A 17,576-nucleotide genomic window follows, 5' to 3' on the forward strand; every position below is an offset into this window, starting at 1 on the left:
CGCCCCTGGATCGTGGGGCGATGGGGCCCGGACGAGGTCCGGCAGGCGGAGGCAGGTCCGGTGCGACTGGTGGTGATCGGGTTCTGCCCGGTCACCACCGGACGCCTGGCCCAGCTGTGCCGGCGTGTCCGCACCCCCGCCGATGTCAACGCCGTGGCCGCCGCGTTGCCCGGCAGCTTCCACCTGGTGGCCGCCGTCGGCGGCGTCACGCGGGTCCAGGGCAGCCTGTCCGGCCTGCGCCAGGTCTTCTCCGCCCGGCGGGGGGAGCTGCCCCTCGCCGCCGACCGGGCGGATGTCCTGGCCACGATGACGGGCGCCGGCATCGACGAGCTCGCGCTGGCCGCGCGGGTCGTCTGCGGCGGCATGCTGCCGCCCCCGCTGTCCGACCGGAGCGTGTGGTCGGGGGTGTCCACGGTGCCGCAGGACCACTGCCTGCTGCTGGAGGGCCACGACGCCCGTCAGGAGCGGTGGTGGCGCCCGCCCGCCGCCGAACGCCCGCTGGCCGAAGGCGCCGTGGCGCTCAGGAACGCGCTGGTGACGGCCATGGACGGCCGGCGCGGCGAGGAGGGCGCGCTCAGCGCGGACCTCTCCGGCGGCATGGACTCGACCTCCCTGTGCTTCCTGGCCGCACGTCACACCCCCGGGCTGCTGACCTTCCGCTGGGCCGAGGCGGACGCCGGCAACGACGACTCCTACTTCGCCGAGCGGTCCGCGCGCTCGCTGCCCGAAGCCCGGCACCTCGTCGTCGGCCAGGACGAGCTGCCCCCGGTCTTCACCGATCCCGGCGCCACGGCCGACACCGAGCGGCCCTACCCGTACACGCGCACGCTGGCGCGGATGCGCCACACCGCCGCCCTGCTCGCCGAGCACGGCTCCCGGTGCCATGTGGCCGGGCACGGCGGCGACGAGCTGTTCAGCCGGTTCCCCGGCTACCTGCACCGGCTGGCGCGCCGCCACCCTCTCGCCGCCCTGCGGCGCGTGCGCGCCCACCGGGCCCTCGAGCGCTGGCCGCTGCCCGAGACCCTCGCCCAGCTGGCGCGGACGGACGGCGTCGCCCGGTGGTGGCTCACCCAGGCCGACGACCTCACGCGTCCGGCCCCCCGCCGCCGCACGCCCGCCCTCGGCTGGGGACTGGCCCCGCTGCGCGCCCCGGCCTGGGCCACCGCCGACGCGATCGACGCCGCACGGCAGGCGTTGCGGTCCACCGCCGAGGACGTACGCCCCTTCGCGCCGGACCGGGGACAGCACCAGTTCCTCGTCGCGCTGCGCACCACCGCGCCCGCCTACCGGCAGCTGTCGCGCCTCTTCGACGCCGCGGGCGTCCGGCTGCACCAGCCCTACCTCGACGACCGCGTCGTGGAGGCGGCGCTGGCGGTCCGTCTCCCCGAGCGCGCCACGCCGCTGCGGTACAAGCCGCTGCTCGCCGCGTCCATGCGGGGTGTCGTGCCCGACGTGGTGCTGGGCCGCACCACCAAGGGCGACTTCAGCGCGGACCTGCGCGCCGGACGGCGGCGCAACCTCGCCGCGATCCTCGACGTCTTCTCCGACTCGATCCTCGCCCGCCTGGGAATGATCTCGCCCACCGCGCTGCGCGACTACCTGCTGGCGCCGTCGGCCGACACCTCCCGGGACAACGCCGCCGAGCAGCTCCTGGGCTGCGAGGCCTGGGCCCGCGGCGCCCACCGCCAACGCCCGCTGCCCCCGCCCCTACTCCTGGAGAGGCCATGACGAGCCCGCGCCCGCGCCTGCACCCCGACGTGTCCATGGCCGAGACCGACGACGGCGCCGTCCTGCTCCACCAGCGCACCGGCCGCTACTGGCAGCTCAACCCCACCGGCGTGCGGGTCCTGCGCGACCTGCTCGACGGCCGCACGCACGAGCAGGCGGCGGACGCCCTGGTCACCCACCACGGCGCCGACCCCGGCGACGCGCGCCGCGACGTCTCCCGCCTGGTGGCGCACCTGCGCGCCGCCCAGCTCCTTCAGGAGAGCCGATGAGCGTCCCCGCCGCCCTGCCGGAACGGGACAGCCTGCCGCTTCACCGGCGCGTGGTGCCGCTGATCGCCGTCGGCGCGGCCCGGCTGCTGGCCCGCGCCAAGCCGGCGCGGCTGCGGCGGATCCTCGCATTCCTGCGCCGCGGCGCCCGGCCCGCCACACCCGCCCAGGCGCTCGCCGCCCGCCGGGCGGTCGTGGCGGTGAGCCTGCGCTGCGCCGGTCAGGCCTGCCTGCAACGGTCCATCGCGGCGGCCCTGCTGTGCCGGAGCCGAGGCGTCTGGCCCACCTGGTGCACGGGAGTGCGCACCGGCCCCTTCGCGGCCCACGCGTGGATCGAGGTGGCGGGCAGCCCCATCGGAGAGCCCGCACCGGCGGGCCACTACCGGACCCTGCTGTCCGTCCCGCCGATCGCGGACGACAACGAGCCTGACGGTGGCGAGCGGTCGTGGCTCCGGCGGCGTCGCCGTTCGCCGGAGCCACGCGGGCGTCACGTTGGCGCGGGAAAACCGGTGGCGGATCGCGGACCGGCCGTCGATGCTCGGGAAGCACCGACGAGCCTGTGAGGAGCCGTGCCACCCGTGCTGACCGGAGATCTCGTCCGCCTGCGCCCGATCGAGCCCGACGACGCCGACGTGCTGTGGCGCTGGCACAACGACCCGGAGGTGGTGCGGTGGCTCGACTTCGCCTCTCCCGAGTCGCTGGCGCAGATCCGGCAGCGCATGCGCGATCGCCCGCGCAACGGCTACGACAAGGTGACGTTCATGGTGGAGACGCTCGACTCCGGCCGGACCATCGGCGTCATCGCCCTTCGCGATGCCGAGCCGGAGCACGGGCGGGCCGAACTCGACGTGTACCTCGGTGAGAAGGACTGCTGGGGCCGGGGGTACGGCACCGACGCCGCGACGGCCGGTGGCACGGCATGTTCCTGATGAGCCTGCTGGAGGGCGAACTGCGCCAGGCCGCCGACCTCACCGCGTGAGCCGCCCCGCTCGGGCGTGGGCGTCCACGAGGCGGGGAATGGCCCGGGGGATGGTCGGGGTTGGCCGCGGCCGCGCACCCGGCCAGTGTCGCCGGGCGGCGTGGGAGGTGGGTCATGGCTTCTTCTCCCTGTTGCGAGGTCTGTGCGGGAGCGCCGGAGCGCGGGGCCGAATGTTTCGTACGAAGCGTCGAAGCGAGTGGAGCCGGAACTTCGGAGAGGCCCCTCGGAGCCGTCAAGTCCTCTGGCAGCGCACAGGTTTCCGCGGATTCGAAACGTTCGACGACGTCTCCTCTAGACTCCCCGTATGTCCTCAGCAGAGCCGCTGACCACCGCTCAGATAGCCGAACTCGCGGGAATCTCCGTCGCGACCGTCTCCAAGGTGATCAACGGTCGGGCGGACGTCTCGCCCGAGACCCGCGCCCGCGTCGAGGACATCATCCGCCGGCACGGCTACCGGCGGCAGAAGCGGCCGGCCCGCCCGGCGCCGCTGCTTGAACTGGTCTTCCGCCAGGTGCGGGACGCGTACCACATCGAGATCATCAACGGCGTCCAGTCCGTGGCGAGCGAACACCGCATGGCCGTGATCCTCTCCGGGCTGCGGGGCCGCCCCACACCCGGACACGGCTGGGTGCAGGAGATCCTCTCCCACCGCCCGGCCGGCATCATCGAGGTGTACTCCGTCCTCACCGACACCCAGAGCGGTCAGCTGCGCAGCCGCGGCATCCCCTTCGTCCTCGTCGACCCCAACGGGGAACCCGCCCACGCCTTCCCCTCCGTCGGCGCCACCAACTGGAACGGCGGCCTGTCCGCCACCCGCCACCTCCTCCAGCTCGGCCACCGCCGCATCGCCGTCATCACCGGCCCCGAACGCGCCCTCGCCAGCCGGGCCCGGCTGGACGGCTACCGCACCGCGATGGACACCGCGGGAGTGCCCGTCGACCCGGCGCTCGTCCGCGTCGGCGACTACCGGGCCGAGGAGGGCCTCCGGCACGCGCGGAAGCTGCTGCGCCTGACCGACCCGCCGACCGCCGTCTTCGCCTGCAACGACGCCCTGGCGCTCGGCGTCTACCGCGCCGCCGCCGAGGCCGGGCTGCGCATCCCCGACGACCTGAGCGTCGTCGGATTCGACGACCTGCGTCCGGCGCAGTGGACCGTCCCGCCGCTGACCACGGTCCACCAGCCGCTGGCCGAGATGGCCGCCACCGCCGCGACCATGGTGATCACGCTGGCCCAGGGCATGCCGCTGGCCCAGACCCGCGTGGAACTGGCCACCGAGCTCGTCGTCCGCGACAGCACCGCTCCCCCGCGCCGCTAGGCCCTAGCCCTCGGAGTCTCCGGCCGACTCCTCGGCGGCCACCTGCCTGAGCGAGCGCCGCGTGCGCACGGACCGCGCCCGGGCGGGCGTGGCGGGAGCCCCGCCGGAGTGGGCGCGTTCGTCGTTCCGCTTCACCAGCAGCCACCCCTCGTCGTCCCCGCCCGGGCCACCCCGGATGCGGGTGAGGGCGTAGCCGCCGCGCAGCTTGCTGCCGTCCATCCAGAACGACGCGTGGCCGTCGCGCAGGGCCTCGGCGAAGGGGATCTCGCGGCCCCTCCGATCGGTGGCGAGGCTGCGGTAGGTCCCCTCGTCCCAGATGATGACGGTTCCCCCGCCATACTCTCCCTTCGGGATGACGCCCTCGAAGTCGCCGTACTCCAGCGGATGGTCCTCGGTCCGGGTGGCGAAACGCCGCTGCCGGGGATCGCTGGAGGGCCCCTTGGGGACGGCCCACGACTTCAGCACCCCCTCCACCTCCAGCCGGAAGTCGAAGTGCAGCCTGCGGGCGTCGTGGATCTGCACCACGAAGCGGGGCCGCCCGCCGGGGCCGCCGCCCCGGCGGCCCTCGGGCTCCACGGTCTTCGCGAAGTCGCGTCGCCGGCGGTACTCCGCCAGCGCGTCCTTGGAGGTCATGGCCTTCAGCTCCCGCAACGCCGTGCTCCGGTCGTCGCCACGCGGCGGGTGCCCCCGCCGGCCGGGCAGAAACCCATCACTGCGGCCGGATCGGGACCCCTCACCCCCGTCCCTCGGTCCTGACGGTGTACGGCTCGACGTACGGGTGGCCCCGGCGGCGAGACCGTCGCTGTCAGGGCCTGCGGAGCGCCCGGGCGGTACGGGATACCCGGACGCGCTGTCACCGACCCGGTATCCCGTACCGCCCGCGCAGCTTGACGAACCGCGCCAGGGTGAGGGCCTCCGTGCGCTCCAGGCGCCCCTCGGCGGTGCGCGCGAACGCCCACACCTCCTCCTGCCCACCCGGCCCGATCGGCTGGACCAGCCGCCCACCGACGCGCAGCTGCTCGGCCAGCGGCGGCGGCACGGCCGGGGCCGCCGCCGACACGAGCACGGCGTCGTAGGGCGCGCGGTCCGGCACGCCCTCGCTGCCGTCACCGACCCGCAGCTCCACGTTGGCGACGCCCTGCCGGGTGAGGTTGTCCCGCGCCTGGTCGACGACGTCCTCCCACACGTCGATGGTCACGACGTCGGCGGCGAGGCGGGCCAGCAGCGCGGTCTGGAAGCCCAGGCCCGTGCCGACCTCCAGCACGTGCTCGTTCCCGCCGAGGGCGAGCCCTTCGATCATCCGCGCGGAGAGCGACGGCTGCGTGGTCACCTGGCCGTGCCCGATCGGTACGGGGGCGTCGCCGTAGGCGGCCTGTGCCAGGTCGGGCGGGACATACGCGGCACGGGGCGTGGCGCGCACAGCCGACAGCAGGCGTTCGTCGCCGATCCCGGCCTCGCGAAGCGCCCTCACCAGGTCGTCGGGCGAGCGTGCCGCGGTCATGCTGCGTCCCCGGCGCCCATACCGCGAGGCTACCGCCGGCCGGCGCCCGGCGCGCGTCGAGGGGAAGCCGGGTGACGCCGCCGCCGCGCCGCGGTGCCGCTACGGCTTCCGCCCGACGCCGCCGAGCAGCGCCACCTCCCTGGCGGACGTCAGCGGGCTGACGTCCGGGCGCCACAGGGGGCATGGCACCACCCCGGGTTCGACGACGTCCAGGCCGTCCAGGAAGCCGGCGATCTGCTCCGGGGTCCGCAGGTGGTAGGCGACGGCGCCGCTGGCGTTGTAGCCGCGGATCGCCTCGCTGTAGTCGGGATCGGTGTCGGCGCCGTCCCGCACGGCCAGGAAGCTGCCGGGTGGCAGGGCGGCCAGCAGGCGGCGCACGACGGCGCGCGCCTCGTCGTAGTCGGCCACGTGCGCCAGGACGCCCATCAGGACCAGGGCGACGGGCCGGGAGAAGTCGAGGGTCCGGGCGGCGCGCGCGAGTATGGCGTCGGGGTCGCGCACGTCGGCGTTGATGTAGTCGGTGGCGCCCTGCGGGGTCGAGGTGAGCAGGGCCTCGGCGTGGGCGAGCACCAGCGGATCGTTGTCCACGTAGACGATCCGTGCCTCGGGCGCGATCCGCTGAGCCACCTCGTGGGTGTTGTCCACGGTGGGCAGCCCGGTGCCGACGTCCAGGAACTGGCGTATCCCCGCCTCGCCGGCCAGGTACCGCACGACGCGGCCGAGGAAGTAGCGCCCGATCCGGGCGAGATCCACGATGGCGGGAAACGTCTCCCGCACCCGCTCTCCGGCCTCCCGGTCGACGGGATAGTGGTCCTTGCCGCCCAGCCAGTACGTCCAGATCCGGGCGGAGTGCGGCACGTCGGTGTCGATGACGGGCGGGTGGGAGGCATCGTCGGTCACACCCCAACCCTCCCCTCTCCCGGCCGCGGAGTCCACCTCCCGATCCGGCCGCCGCCCCGCGGCACCCGGTATCCGGAAGGGCTGGCCCCGCTGGGCGGGGGCGCCGGCGAGCCACGCGAGGATGGCCGGATCTGTCTGGTTCTCGGGGCCCGGTCTTGTGGTCATTAAGTTTATGCAAACGTCGTGTGCAGCCTTCAGGCTGAAAGGTGTTCATTCTGCCGTCGGACCCCAAGGGCGACCGGCCGACTAATCGCCTCCCGCACTCCGGCTTTCCGCGAAACCATCACATGATCGCCGCATCGAGCCAGGTCAACTCCCTCTCGGGCGTGGCGAGAAACCGCCTGTTGCGGAAATCACGCTTCCCAACTAAGGGTCATCGGCTAGTAATTGGATGGTAAAGTCGCTGACGCCCGGCCGGGCAAAACCGTCCCGAGGTTGAGCATCTACCACACCGCGCCCCACGGCAGCGAGCCGATGAGCGCAGGAGGCATGCCCATGAAGTCACTGATCGACCATGTCCGTTCCTTTCCGACCACCCACGTCGCCCACGCCCAACGCGCGGCGGAGTTCCGCGCCCTCGCGGCCGGGCAGCGGCCGCTGGCGTTGTTCATCACCTGCTCGGACTCGCGCGTCGTGCCGGCGCTGACCACCGGCGCGCGTCCGGGGCAGCTGTTCGAGCTGCGGACGGCCGGGAACGTCGTGCCGCCCTACCCCACCGCCCACGGCGGCCGGCCCACGGGTGAGGCCGCCACCATCGAGTACGCCGTCCGGGTCCTCGGCGTGCCCGACATCGTCGTCTGCGGGCACTCCCACTGCGGCGCGGTGGGCGCCGTCGTCCGGCGGGAGGATCTCACCGCCGTGCCCGCCGTGCGGAGCTGGCTGGAGTACGCCGTGCCGCCGGACGCCGGGGTGCGGTCGGCCCCTTCGGATACGCCGGACCTCGCGCTGGCGGTGCAGCGCCACGTCCTCGCCCAGTTGGCCACGCTCCGCGGCTACCCCTGCGTGCGGGAGCGGATCGAGGACGGCTCCCTGACCCTGCACGCCTGGTACTACGAGGTGCACACCGGCGTGGTGAGAGCCCATGACGAGGGGGACGGGCCCGTGGGCGGGAGCGAGAGCGGCGACGCACCGTTCTCAGCGCTGTGATCCGCCGACCGATTCGGCCACCGGACGAACCCGAACAAGGGATCAAAGGGAAACAAGGGACCCTCACCATGCTTTCCGCCTTCTCGCCACTCGCCTCGCGCGGGGTCCTGCGCCAGGACATCCTCGCCTCACTCGTCGTCTTCCTCGTGGCCCTGCCGCTGTGCGTCGGCGTGGCCGTGGCCTCCGGCGTACCCGCCGAACTGGGGCTGATCACCGGCATCGTCGGCGGTCTCGTCGTCGGTGCCCTGCCCGGCAGCGCCCTGCAGGTCAGCGGGCCCGCCGCCGGGCTCACCGTCCTCGTCTTCGAGGCGGTACGGGAGTTCGGCCTCGGGATGCTGGGCGCCATCGTGCTCGCGACGGGGCTGCTTCAGATCGCGCTCGGGCTGCTCCGCTTCGGCCGCTGGTTCCGTGCGATCTCCGTCTCCGTCGTGCAGGGGATGCTCGCCGGCATCGGACTCGTCCTCATCTTCGGGCAGCTGTACACCATGGCCGGGCTGGCGCAGCCCCAGTCGGGCCTGGACAAGATCGCCGAACTGCCCGGCCTCGCCGCCGACGTCGCGAACGTCTCGGACAGCGGCACCGCCCTGGCCTCGTTCTGCGTCGGAGCCGGCACGATCGCCGTCCTCGTGCTGTGGCCGCGGCTGCCGGCCCGGGTGCGGGTGGTGCCCGGCGCGCTCGCCGCGGTGGCCCTGGCCACGGTCGTGGTGCAGGTCGCCGGGCTGGACGTCGACACCGTGCGGGTGGAGGGGCTGCTGGAGGTCGTACAGCCGCCAGGCCTGGGCGAGTTGTCGGAGCTGGGCGGACTGGCCGTCCTCGGCACCGTGCTGGCGTTCACCCTGATCGCCTCGGCCGAGTCCCTCTTCAGCGCGGCGGCGGTCGACCGCATGCACGACGGGCCGCGCACCCACTACGACAAGGAGCTCGTCGCCCAGGGCGTGGGCAACTCGGTCTGCGGGGCGCTCGGAGCCCTGCCCATGACCGCGGTGATCGTGCGGAGTTCGGCCAACGTCCAGGCCGGCGCGAAGACCCCGCTCTCGCGCATCCTCCACGGGGCGTGGCTGCTGCTGTTCACGGTGCTGCTGCCGGGCGCGATCGGCGTCATCCCGCTGGCCGCCCTCGCGGGGGTGCTCGTGCACGCCGGCTGGAAGCTGATCCCGGTCCGGGAGATCGTGCCGCTGTGGCGGGAACACCGGGGCGAGGCCGTCATCCTCGCCGTCACCGCCATCGCCATCGTGGCGAGCAACATGTTCGAGGGCGTGCTGCTCGGCCTGCTGCTCGCCGTGGTGAAGTCGGCCTGGGAGACCTCACACGTCCACATCGAGACCAGGGAGCTCACCGGCGGCCGGATCGTCGTGACCCTCACCGGCAACGCGACGTTCCTGCGGCTGCCACGGATCATGGAGACGCTGGAGGCGCTGCCGAAGGACGAGCCCGTCGAGCTGGACCTGACGGCGGTGCGCCACCTGGACCATGCCTGCCGCACGGCGCTGGAGAACTGGGTGGCCCGTCACAACGCCGCCGAGACCAGGCCGGCGCTCACGAGACAGGCCGACCCCGCCTGACCCCCACCCCTCCCCCGTTACGCCGGCCAACCGCCACGGCGGGCACGTTCCCGCCGTGGCGGCCCCGGGTCCGGGCACCCCCACTTGTCCGGGCCCGGGAGTTCCTGGTTGCCGGCTATCCGAACTGGCCGGGCTGGTAGTCGCCGGCGGGCTGCCGGACGATGACGTTGAACCGGTTGAAGGCGTTGATGATCGCGATCACGGACACCAGGGCGGCGAGCTGCTCCTCGTCGTAGTGCTTGGCGGCGTTGGCCCAGGCCTCGTCCGTGACGCCGTCGGCCGCGTCGGCAAGGCGGGTGCCCTGCTCCGCCAGCTCCAGCGCCGCGCGCTCGGCGTCGGTGAAGACCTTGGCCTCTCGCCAGGTCGCGACCAGGTTGAGGCGCACGGAGGTCTCACCGGCGGCGGCGGCCTCCTTGGTGTGCATGTCGAGGCAGAAGCCGCAGCCGTTGATCTGACTGGCGCGGATCTTCACCAGCTCCTGGGTGGCGACCGGCAGCGTCGAGTCCGAGAGCGCCTTGCCTGCCGAGACGATGTGCTTCACGACCTTGCCGACGGACGGATCGCCGGCGATGTTCAAACGGGCATCCACGGTGTGCTCCTGTGCCGTTGTCGGTGGTTTCACATCTCTGACGGATTGGCTCGGCACGATGTGACAGGAGCGAATGTGACGTGCGTCTCCCTCCTCCCTCCTCCCTCCTCCCTCCTCCCTCCTCCGCTGCCCCGCCTGCCGCCGCCGGGTCAGTCCACGATGGCTCCGCAGGAGATGTTCACGTCCGTCGCGGTCAGCGTGCGGGCGCGGTCCGAGGCGACGAACGCGGCCACCTCGCCCACGTCCGCGAGGGTCGCGCAGCGGCCGAGCTGCGTCTCCTTGACGAGGCCGTCGGTGATCGCCTCCTTGGCCGGGAAACCGTCGGGGACGGACTCCGGCACGCCACCCGACTTCAGGGTGACCACGCGGACGCCATGCGGGCCCAGCTCGATCGCCCACTGGCGGCGCAGCCCCTCGATCGCGTCCAGGGCGACCTTGAAGCCGCCGAGACCGGGCAGCGTCTGCGGACCGCCGCCGCCGAAGAACAGGATCACGCCCGAGCCGCGGGCCGTCATGTGCCGGGCCGCCGCCCGGGCGGTATGGAACTGCGAACGCATCGCGTTCGCGATCGGCCGCAGGAAGTCCGCCACCGAGATCTCCATCAGCGGCTGCTGGACGTCGCCGTAGCCGATGGCGTTGAAGGAGATGTCGATTCGCCCCGCCCGCGCGGCGACGTCGTCGACGAAGGCGTCCACCGCCGCCTCGTCCAGCGCGTCGACCACGGCCGTCCCGGCCACGCCGCCCGCGCCGCGGATGTCCTCGGCGAGCGCGGCGAGCGGTGCGGGGCTGCGCCCGGCGAGGTAGACCCGCGCCCCCTCTCGGGCGAAGGCGCGAGCCGCCGCACCACCGATGGCACCGCCCGCGCCGTGCACCACGGCGGTCTTGCCCTCCAGCAACATGATCGAACTCCATCCCGGTCGACTGCCGAGTGTCCGCCGGAGCCCACTGCCCCGGCCCTCCCCGACACGTCGGAGCCGACCGCCGGAATTCGACACACGAGGCCGACCGCCGCGTGCGGCGTCGCACGTGCTGGTGGCCGTGGCCGTCAGGCCGGAGAGCTCGACGCCCACCACGCCATGGGCGACCGGGACGCCGCCCACCGTGCGTGGGTGCTCGCGCGGGACAGGACGGTACGAGGGTGAACGGCCGTCCGACGCCGCCGCTGGTGCCCTGACGCGCAGCGATCCAACGGCTGTAAGCCGGACGGCGCTTCGTCCGGAGACCGCCTCAGAGCTTGGTCATCTTGGCGAAGGGAGTCGTAATCCGCGTCTGAGCGGTGCCGAAGTCGACGAGCACCGCGATGTCGCCTTCGGCGCCGATGACCCGGCCGAGGCCATGCTCGTCGTGCGTGACTCGGTCTCCAACGGAGAACTGCTCAGGTCGTCGCGTGACCGGAGCCTTGAAGGGGCTTGACGGCAGGGTGCGCCGGGAGACGGCTGGCTTTGTCATTACCGCCAGTATGCGCCAGCCGTCCCTGTTACGGCCCGTAGTCACCATTCGGTGACCAGATGGTTATCGCCTCAGCCCCCCACGACGGGGCAGGCGGTTGTCTCCAGGGGGCCGTGGTCAGGCGTTGCCGGTCTCGTGCCCGCGTACGCGCTCGGTCAGCGGGAGGGGCGTCTCGTCCAGGCCCGTGGCCGACCCACTCGCCAGCCTGGCGCACACCCCCGGCAGGCGAGCAACTGCTTGTCGTCGTGGTGGGAGACCACCACCGAGTCCGCAGAGGGAGCCTTCCGGAAGTCGGTGCCGCAGATGACGCAGGCCAGCCCCGAAGTCTTCGCCGCCGTCGATTCGGAACGGCCGCGGTCCCTGCCGCCGTTGCTGTTGCTGTTGCGATTGAAGATCGCGTCTTGGGAGTACATGCGCCTACGTCCGGGCTCGTCGTTCGCCGAGGGCGACGCCGAAGCGAGGACGGCATGCGAGGTACGCTCGGTAGGGCCACCGTACCCGTGTGGCCCGTCGCGGACCATCCGCTCCGCTTCGCTCATGATTTTCCCGGTTCGTTCTTGCGACCCTCGCGCGGCCTCCTGCCGCCGGGTCTTCCTCGACACGTGCCGAAACGAGGAAGGCTTGTCCTTGGACCGCACGAACCGCACGAGCCACACGAACCATAGGGACCGCACCCGACCCGTGCCGTCCTTCGCCGAGCTGGGCATACCGCCCGCGCTGCTCGCGACGCTCACCCGCCACGGGGTGACCGAGCCGTTCCCCATTCAGGCCGCCACGCTGCCGAACGCCCTGGCCGGCCGGGACGTGCTGGGCCGTGGGCGCACCGGGTCGGGCAAGACGCTCGCCTTCGGTCTGGCCCTGCTCGCGCGCACCGCCGGACAACGCGCCGACCCCGGCCGCCCCCTCGCCCTGGTCCTCGTGCCCACCCGGGAGCTGGCCCAGCAGGTCACCGACGCGCTCACCCCCTACGCCCTGGCGTCCGGTCTGCGGCTCGCCACCGTGGTCGGCGGCCTGTCCATCACGCGGCAGGCGACCACGCTGCGCAGGGGCGCCGAGGTGGTCGTGGCCACTCCCGGGCGGCTGAAGGACCTGATCGACCGTGGCGACTGCGGGCTGGGCGAGGTACGGATCACCGTGCTGGACGAAGCCGACCAGATGTCCGACATGGGCTTCCTGCCCCAGGTCACCGCTCTGCTGCGACAGGTGCGGCCCGACGGTCAGCGAATGCTGTTCTCCGCCACCCTGGACGGTGCCGTCCAGCGCCTCGTGCGTCGCTTCCTCACCGACCCGGTCAACCACTCGGTGGATCCGCCGGCCGGAGCCGTGACGACGATGGAGCATCACCTGCTGCACGTCGCGGACGAGGACAAGCCCGCCACCGTCACCCACATCGCGGCCCGGGACGGCCGCGTGATCATGTTCGTCGACACCAAGCGCGGCGTCGACCGGCTGACCCGGCGCCTGCTGGCCAGCGGCGTGCGCGCCGCGGCGTTGCATGGCGGGAAGTCCCAGCCCCAGCGCAACCGCAGCCTGGCCCAGTTCCGGAGTGGAGACGTCACCGCGCTGGTGGCCACCAACGTCGCGGCCCGCGGGATCCACATCGACAACCTCGATCTGGTGGTCAACGTGGACCCGCCCGCCGACCACAAGGACTATCTGCACCGCGGCGGCCGCACCGCACGGGCCGGGCAGTCCGGCAGGGTGGTCACCCTCGTCCTGCCCGGCCAGCGGCGCGAGATGACCCGTCTGATGGCCGCCGCCGGCATCACCGCGCGCAGCGTCCGGGTGCGCTGCGGCGACACCGAGCTCAGTCGCATCACCGGTGCCCGCGTCCCGCCCGGCGTGCCGGTGACCATCACGGCTCCCGCCGCCGCTTCTGCCGCCGCCCCTGCCTCCACTCCTGGCTCCGCTCCCGGTGGCCGTGGCCGTGGCCGTTCACGCTCGCGCCGCGGCCGGAGGAGCCGCGTCGGTTCCTCGTAGACAGTCCCAAAGCTGCGCCACTCCCATGAGCCCGCTCGTGTCGGTCACGACGGTCCTCTTCCGTCCAGCTTTCCTGCGATGCTGGCGGGGTGAAGACGCTCCTGAACATCCTCTGGCTCATCGTCTCCGGCCTGTGGATGGCTCTCGGTTACGCCGTCGCGGGCCTGGTCTGCGTGGTGTTCGTCGTTACCCTGCCATGGGCCTTCGCGTGCTTCCGTATCGCCCGCTACGCGCTGTGGCCCTTCGGGAACACCATCATCCGGCGCCAGGACGCGGGCATCGCGTCCGGCATCGGCAACGTGATCTGGCTGGTCTTCGCGGGCGTCTGGATCACGCTGGGCCACATCGCCGCGGGCATCGCATTCTGCGTCACCATCATCGGTATCCCGTTCGGGCTCGCGCATTTCAAGATGGTGCCCGTGTCGCTGATGCCGCTGGGCCGCGAGGTGGTGCCGACCGGGTCCGCCTACCCGGGCTACCGCTGGTAGCGGCGGCCGCGGGCGTGATCCCGGAATCCGGTGCCGTCCCGTCGGTGCCTGCCTCGACGATTCCGCGTGGTTCACCCGGACACGGGCGGCCTTTCCTGGCTGGCTGCGCCGAGTAGCAGCTTCGCGGCCACCGTCGCCCCGTCGGTGCGGATCGTGCCGGCCACGGCCCTCGCCCGTGCGCGGGTCTCGGGTGTCAGGGCTGTGGTGAGCGCGTCGGACAGGGAGTCGAAGGTCGGCGTCGGTCCGTCGTGAGCCGAGCCGATGCCCAGCTTGGCCACTCGGGCGGCCCAGTACGGCTGGTCCGCGATCTGGGGGACCACCACCTGGGGCGCGCCGGCCCGGGTGGCCGTCGTCGTGGTGCCCGCGCCGCCGTGGTGCATGACGGCGGCCACCCGGCGGAACAGTGCCTGCTGGTTGACCTCGCCAGTGACGAAGCAGTCGTCGGCGTCGTCGATCGGGGCCAGGCCGGCCCAGCCGCGGGCGAGGAGTACGCGGCGGCCCTGCGCGCGGCTCGCTTCGATGGCCAGCCGGGCGATGTCCTTCGGGGCGTACGCGGCCATGCTGCCGAAGCCCACGTACACCGGCGGTGCGCCGGCGTCCAGGAACGCCTCCAGCTCTTCCGGGAGCGGACGGTCGTCGCGCAGGATCCACGCTCCGGTCTGCACGACGTCGAGCTCCGTCATGCCCTGCGACGGACACAGCGTCGCGTCTGCCGCCAGCCACGGCTGGTCGGTGAGGACGTAGTCGCGGACGTTGTCCACCGGCGGTAGGCCGATGGCCGCCCGATGGCTGTTGAGCGCCTCGCCGTACAACGCGTTCACCCGCTGGGCGTCCTGCTCCCACAGCACCCGGTTGTCGGTCTCGTCCTGCGGGGACGGCTTGCCCGGTCGCGCCCCCGGAGGGAGGTGCCGTGACGGCAGCCCGAGGGTGTGGAAGCACGCGAGCACGTAGCGGATGCCCAGTTTCTCGGCCACGTCCCGGGCGCCGGCCGGCATCAGGCCGGTTGCCAGCAGCGCGTCACATCCCTCGGCCGCCGCGGTGAGCGTGTCGAACCGCGCGGCGACCAGCTCGCGGGCGAGCCGGAAGGCGTCTTCCGCCGTCGGCGGCCTCGCGCCGGCGACCACCGAGTGCACCGACGGGCCGAGCGGCACCAGCGGCACGCCGACACGCGCCAGCAGCGCCGCGAACTCCTCGTCCGGCGGCGCGCACACCCGCGCCTCCGCGCCGAGTTCCCGCAACCCCACCGCCAGTCCCGCCAGCGGTTCGACATCTCCGCGCGATCCCCACGACGTCAACAGCACACGCATTTCGCGACTCCCATTTCTGCGGGTTCCGGCTTTCGGCCGCCGATTCTGCGGTAGAACCCGGGTCTTGCCGCAAGCCCCCCGGTGCGCTATATGTTGAGAGTGGCAAGGAGTGCGATCTCCTTGCCTTTGCCTTTTGGTCGTCCGATCCCCCGCCGATGGTGTTACCGGAGCAGCGAAGCGACCGGGAGCCCGGCCTCACGACGTGAGTGCGGCGAAGAGGTCCGGGATCAACACGGCGTTGGGGTGGCTCAGCGGCACGGTCAACACCGGCGTCCCGACGCCCACCTGATAGATGCAGGCCGTGCCGTCGTGCAGTTGGGTAGCGCTGATCGACTGCCAGGGCAGGGAGAGCCGCGGCCTCTTACACGCGATGCCGCCCTGGTTCACCTTCAGGCTGCCGCCGACCGTGACGGTCTCACCACGGCGCACCCGGGCGACCAGGTCGGTGAGCAACCGGGGCTCCAGGTACTGCCTGGCCAGGTTCACCAGAAACGTCCACTCCGCGGGCTGTTCGGCCTCGCGGCCTCCCGTGACGAAGTACACGAGGATTTCCGGCCCGACGTAGTACGGGTACTGGCCTACACGGAACTCCCAGCCGTTCACGTAGGTCGTCGGGAACGGGAAGTGATTTGTGGCGGTCCGGGTCACTGGGTAGCTGACCCACTCCACCTGGTCGAGCGCGAGTGATTTTTTGCCGAAGGTGATCACCTGCGGGTCGGCGTAGAGACGTTTCCGGCCGACTCGCGTATCGAGCACCGGAACCGGGCCGGGTTGCGCCGGTCTCGCGGGGGGCATCGGGCCCTGCGGAGGGTTCGGTGCGTGGTACGGGTTCTGTGGTGCGGGGGCCCCCGCACCGGAGTGCGGGGCCGAGGCCTGTCGCGTCGGCGGCGGCGCGGGCCAGTCCTGCCGGGGGTCGGGCGGCCGTGTCGTCGCACGGGTGGCTCGCGGTGCGGTGCGGGGTGCGGCGCTGGCGACGTGTGCGGCCAGCCAGGCCGGTGTGTCGGCGCGCGGGTAGGCGGCCAGGTCATCGCGGTAGTGCTCGGGGGCCAGCAGGTGGTCGTCGGGGAAGGGCCGGTCGCCGTAGTCGTAGTCCGTGGTGATCCGGGCGTCCGTTCCGGAGCCGCGTCTGACGTCAAGCAGCAGGCGCCACCACGGCCCGGCCGGCATCCGCGCGGCGAGGTGTCGCTGCCGGCGGACCAGCACCGCTATCTGTTCCGGTACCAGAACATCGGTACTCCGCCTGCCGGACCAGAACCGCAGCTGGGCGACCTCGGCGGAGACGGTGAGGGAGAAGACCGCCGCGAAGCGGTCCCACCCCGGCGGGCCGAGCAGGGCCACCTGCTGCGCGAGCGGGTCGAGCAGCCGGGACGCCCTGGCCGCGACCACCTCCTGGGTGGGGGCGTCGATGGTGAACGAGCTGATGCCCGCGGAGCCTTCCGACTCGCCCTGCAGCCGCATGACCTCGTCCCTGAGGTCGGCCATGAACTCTTCCTCGGCGAGAGCGCGGCGCACGTACGCCTCTTCGGCGGTGAACAGCTCCTCCGCCTCCTGCGGAGGGACCGCGCTCGAAATCTCCTTGACCCGCCCGAGGTCGCTCACCAGGAACACCGACCCGCCCACCGACAGGGTTTCCAGGAACGCCATCGGGTCGCTGTCGTCGACGTCCACCGGCGCGTACACGCTCCACCCCGCTTCGAAGCGGTCCGCCGCCAGCCCCTGTGTGGGGTGGTCCAGGCCGCGTGCCCGGATCCACTCCACGACCAGTGAGATCGCCCGCGCCGCGGCCATCCGCCCGCCCTCGGGCGGCGAGACATGGTCGAGAGGGTGGCCGACCCGGCCGCCGGGGTCGGTGCCGGCCGAGAACGGGCCCCCGTAATGCCGTGTGAGGTCGAACCAGAGGCACACCTCCTCGGCGGTCTCGACATCGACATCGGCCGCGATCACCGACCAGGAGCCGCCGGCATCCCGCCCGAACAGCGTGACCACGGCGCCGCCGTCCCGGCCGGCTATGACGTAGTTCGCCCCGTGGAGATCGCCGAGTGAGGCGGCCGCGGTGAGCGTGGGCGCCGTGGAGCTGATGTGCTTCCCGAACGGTTCCCCGTCCACGTCGATGGCGGTCAACACGTGATCGTCCCCAGGAGTGGACGGGTACTCGAAGCCGACCTGAGGGCTACCGTCCCTGGCCGTCGGCTCCGGTCGGCACGAGGCATCGTGCTGGCGGCGTATCTCCACGACGACGGGGGCGGGAGCATTGGCGACCAGGACCCGCCAGGTGCCGGTGGCGTCTCTCCCGTAGAGGGTGATGTCGTGGCCATGGCGGACCGACACATAGTTCGCACGGTGTCTGTTGCCGTATGTGGCGGCTT

General features: G+C 72.7%; 16 protein-coding genes and 1 pseudogene. 9 read left to right on the forward strand and 8 right to left on the reverse strand.

Annotated elements, in window-relative coordinates:
* Positions 1-60: 60 nt before the first annotated feature.
* From ACTWQH_RS07540 to ACTWQH_RS07560, 5 genes are all read left to right on the forward strand, one after another.
* Positions 61-1,728: an asparagine synthase-related protein gene (locus ACTWQH_RS07540; protein ID WP_443285570.1), complete on the forward strand. Its 1,668-nt coding sequence runs from the start codon at positions 61-63 to the stop codon at positions 1,726-1,728.
* Entirely contained in the window at positions 1,725-1,997 is a 273-nt protein-coding gene (locus tag ACTWQH_RS07545) for a lasso peptide biosynthesis PqqD family chaperone (RefSeq protein WP_443285571.1), read from the forward strand. Before ACTWQH_RS07540 ends, ACTWQH_RS07545 begins: the two co-directional genes overlap by 4 nt.
* Positions 1,994-2,557, forward strand: coding sequence for a lasso peptide biosynthesis B2 protein (locus tag ACTWQH_RS07550; protein WP_443285572.1), 564 nt, complete (start codon positions 1,994-1,996; stop codon positions 2,555-2,557). The genes ACTWQH_RS07545 and ACTWQH_RS07550 overlap by 4 nt, the downstream gene beginning before the upstream one ends.
* A gap of 15 nt (positions 2,558-2,572) precedes the next feature.
* On the forward strand, positions 2,573-2,923 hold the full coding sequence (locus tag ACTWQH_RS07555; RefSeq protein ID WP_443285573.1) for a GNAT family N-acetyltransferase: 351 nt from the start codon (positions 2,573-2,575) through the stop codon (positions 2,921-2,923).
* 354 nt (positions 2,924-3,277) lie between these two features.
* Positions 3,278-4,288 (forward strand): LacI family DNA-binding transcriptional regulator, encoded by a 1,011-nt coding sequence (locus ACTWQH_RS07560; protein ID WP_443285574.1) that lies wholly within the window; start codon positions 3,278-3,280, stop codon positions 4,286-4,288.
* A gap of 3 nt (positions 4,289-4,291) precedes the next feature.
* On the opposite strand, the gene ACTWQH_RS07565 is transcribed toward ACTWQH_RS07560, so the two are convergent.
* From ACTWQH_RS07565 to ACTWQH_RS07575, 3 genes are all read right to left on the reverse strand, one after another.
* Positions 4,292-4,921, reverse strand: a complete 630-nt coding sequence (locus tag ACTWQH_RS07565) for a DNA polymerase ligase N-terminal domain-containing protein (protein WP_443285575.1) — start codon at positions 4,919-4,921, stop codon at positions 4,292-4,294.
* A 220-nt stretch (positions 4,922-5,141) separates the two neighbouring features.
* Positions 5,142-5,789 carry a protein-L-isoaspartate(D-aspartate) O-methyltransferase gene (locus tag ACTWQH_RS07570; protein WP_443285576.1) on the reverse strand — a complete coding sequence of 216 codons (648 nt, stop codon included), beginning with the start codon at positions 5,787-5,789 and terminating at the stop codon, positions 5,142-5,144.
* A 99-nt stretch (positions 5,790-5,888) separates the two neighbouring features.
* The gene (locus tag ACTWQH_RS07575; protein WP_443285577.1) at positions 5,889-6,689 is read right to left on the reverse strand and encodes an SAM-dependent methyltransferase; all 801 of its coding nucleotides are present in this window, start codon (positions 6,687-6,689) and stop codon (positions 5,889-5,891) included.
* 495 nt (positions 6,690-7,184) lie between these two features.
* On the opposite strand from ACTWQH_RS07575, the gene ACTWQH_RS07580 reads away from it, so the two are divergent.
* Positions 7,185-7,835 (forward strand): carbonic anhydrase, encoded by a 651-nt coding sequence (locus tag ACTWQH_RS07580; RefSeq protein WP_443285578.1) that lies wholly within the window; start codon positions 7,185-7,187, stop codon positions 7,833-7,835.
* 68 nt (positions 7,836-7,903) lie between these two features.
* Positions 7,904-9,397, forward strand: a complete 1,494-nt coding sequence (locus tag ACTWQH_RS07585; protein ID WP_443285579.1) for a SulP family inorganic anion transporter — start codon at positions 7,904-7,906, stop codon at positions 9,395-9,397.
* A gap of 115 nt (positions 9,398-9,512) precedes the next feature.
* Here ACTWQH_RS07585 and ACTWQH_RS07590 read toward each other — a convergent pair whose 3' ends face one another.
* From ACTWQH_RS07590 to ACTWQH_RS07600, 3 genes are all read right to left on the reverse strand, one after another.
* Complete coding sequence (locus ACTWQH_RS07590; protein WP_443285580.1) at positions 9,513-9,986, reverse strand: carboxymuconolactone decarboxylase family protein; 474 nt, start codon at positions 9,984-9,986, stop codon at positions 9,513-9,515.
* Between the two features lie 149 nt (positions 9,987-10,135).
* On the reverse strand, positions 10,136-10,885 hold the full coding sequence (locus ACTWQH_RS07595) for an SDR family NAD(P)-dependent oxidoreductase (RefSeq protein ID WP_443285581.1): 750 nt from the start codon (positions 10,883-10,885) through the stop codon (positions 10,136-10,138).
* A 328-nt stretch (positions 10,886-11,213) separates the two neighbouring features.
* Positions 11,214-11,435: a hypothetical protein gene (locus ACTWQH_RS07600; RefSeq protein WP_443285582.1), complete on the reverse strand. Its 222-nt coding sequence runs from the start codon at positions 11,433-11,435 to the stop codon at positions 11,214-11,216.
* A gap of 681 nt (positions 11,436-12,116) precedes the next feature.
* On the opposite strand from ACTWQH_RS07600, the pseudogene ACTWQH_RS07605 reads away from it, so the two are divergent.
* Together ACTWQH_RS07605 and ACTWQH_RS07610 are read left to right on the forward strand one after the other, a co-directional pair.
* A pseudogene (locus ACTWQH_RS07605) lies at positions 12,117-13,415 on the forward strand (DEAD/DEAH box helicase); the annotation flags it as partial.
* 89 nt (positions 13,416-13,504) lie between these two features.
* Positions 13,505-13,903 (forward strand): YccF domain-containing protein, encoded by a 399-nt coding sequence (locus ACTWQH_RS07610; protein WP_443285583.1) that lies wholly within the window; start codon positions 13,505-13,507, stop codon positions 13,901-13,903.
* A gap of 71 nt (positions 13,904-13,974) precedes the next feature.
* Here ACTWQH_RS07610 and ACTWQH_RS07615 read toward each other — a convergent pair whose 3' ends face one another.
* Both ACTWQH_RS07615 and ACTWQH_RS07620 read right to left on the reverse strand, forming a co-directional pair.
* Positions 13,975-15,210, reverse strand: a complete 1,236-nt coding sequence (locus tag ACTWQH_RS07615; protein ID WP_443285584.1) for a glycosyltransferase — start codon at positions 15,208-15,210, stop codon at positions 13,975-13,977.
* 195 nt (positions 15,211-15,405) lie between these two features.
* Positions 15,406-17,538: a hypothetical protein gene (locus ACTWQH_RS07620; protein ID WP_443285585.1), complete on the reverse strand. Its 2,133-nt coding sequence runs from the start codon at positions 17,536-17,538 to the stop codon at positions 15,406-15,408.
* Between the last annotated feature and the right edge of the window lie 38 nt (positions 17,539-17,576).

This window comes from Streptomyces sp. 6N223 (assembly GCF_052246635.1).
Lineage (GTDB): Bacteria > Actinomycetota > Actinomycetes > Streptomycetales > Streptomycetaceae > Streptomyces.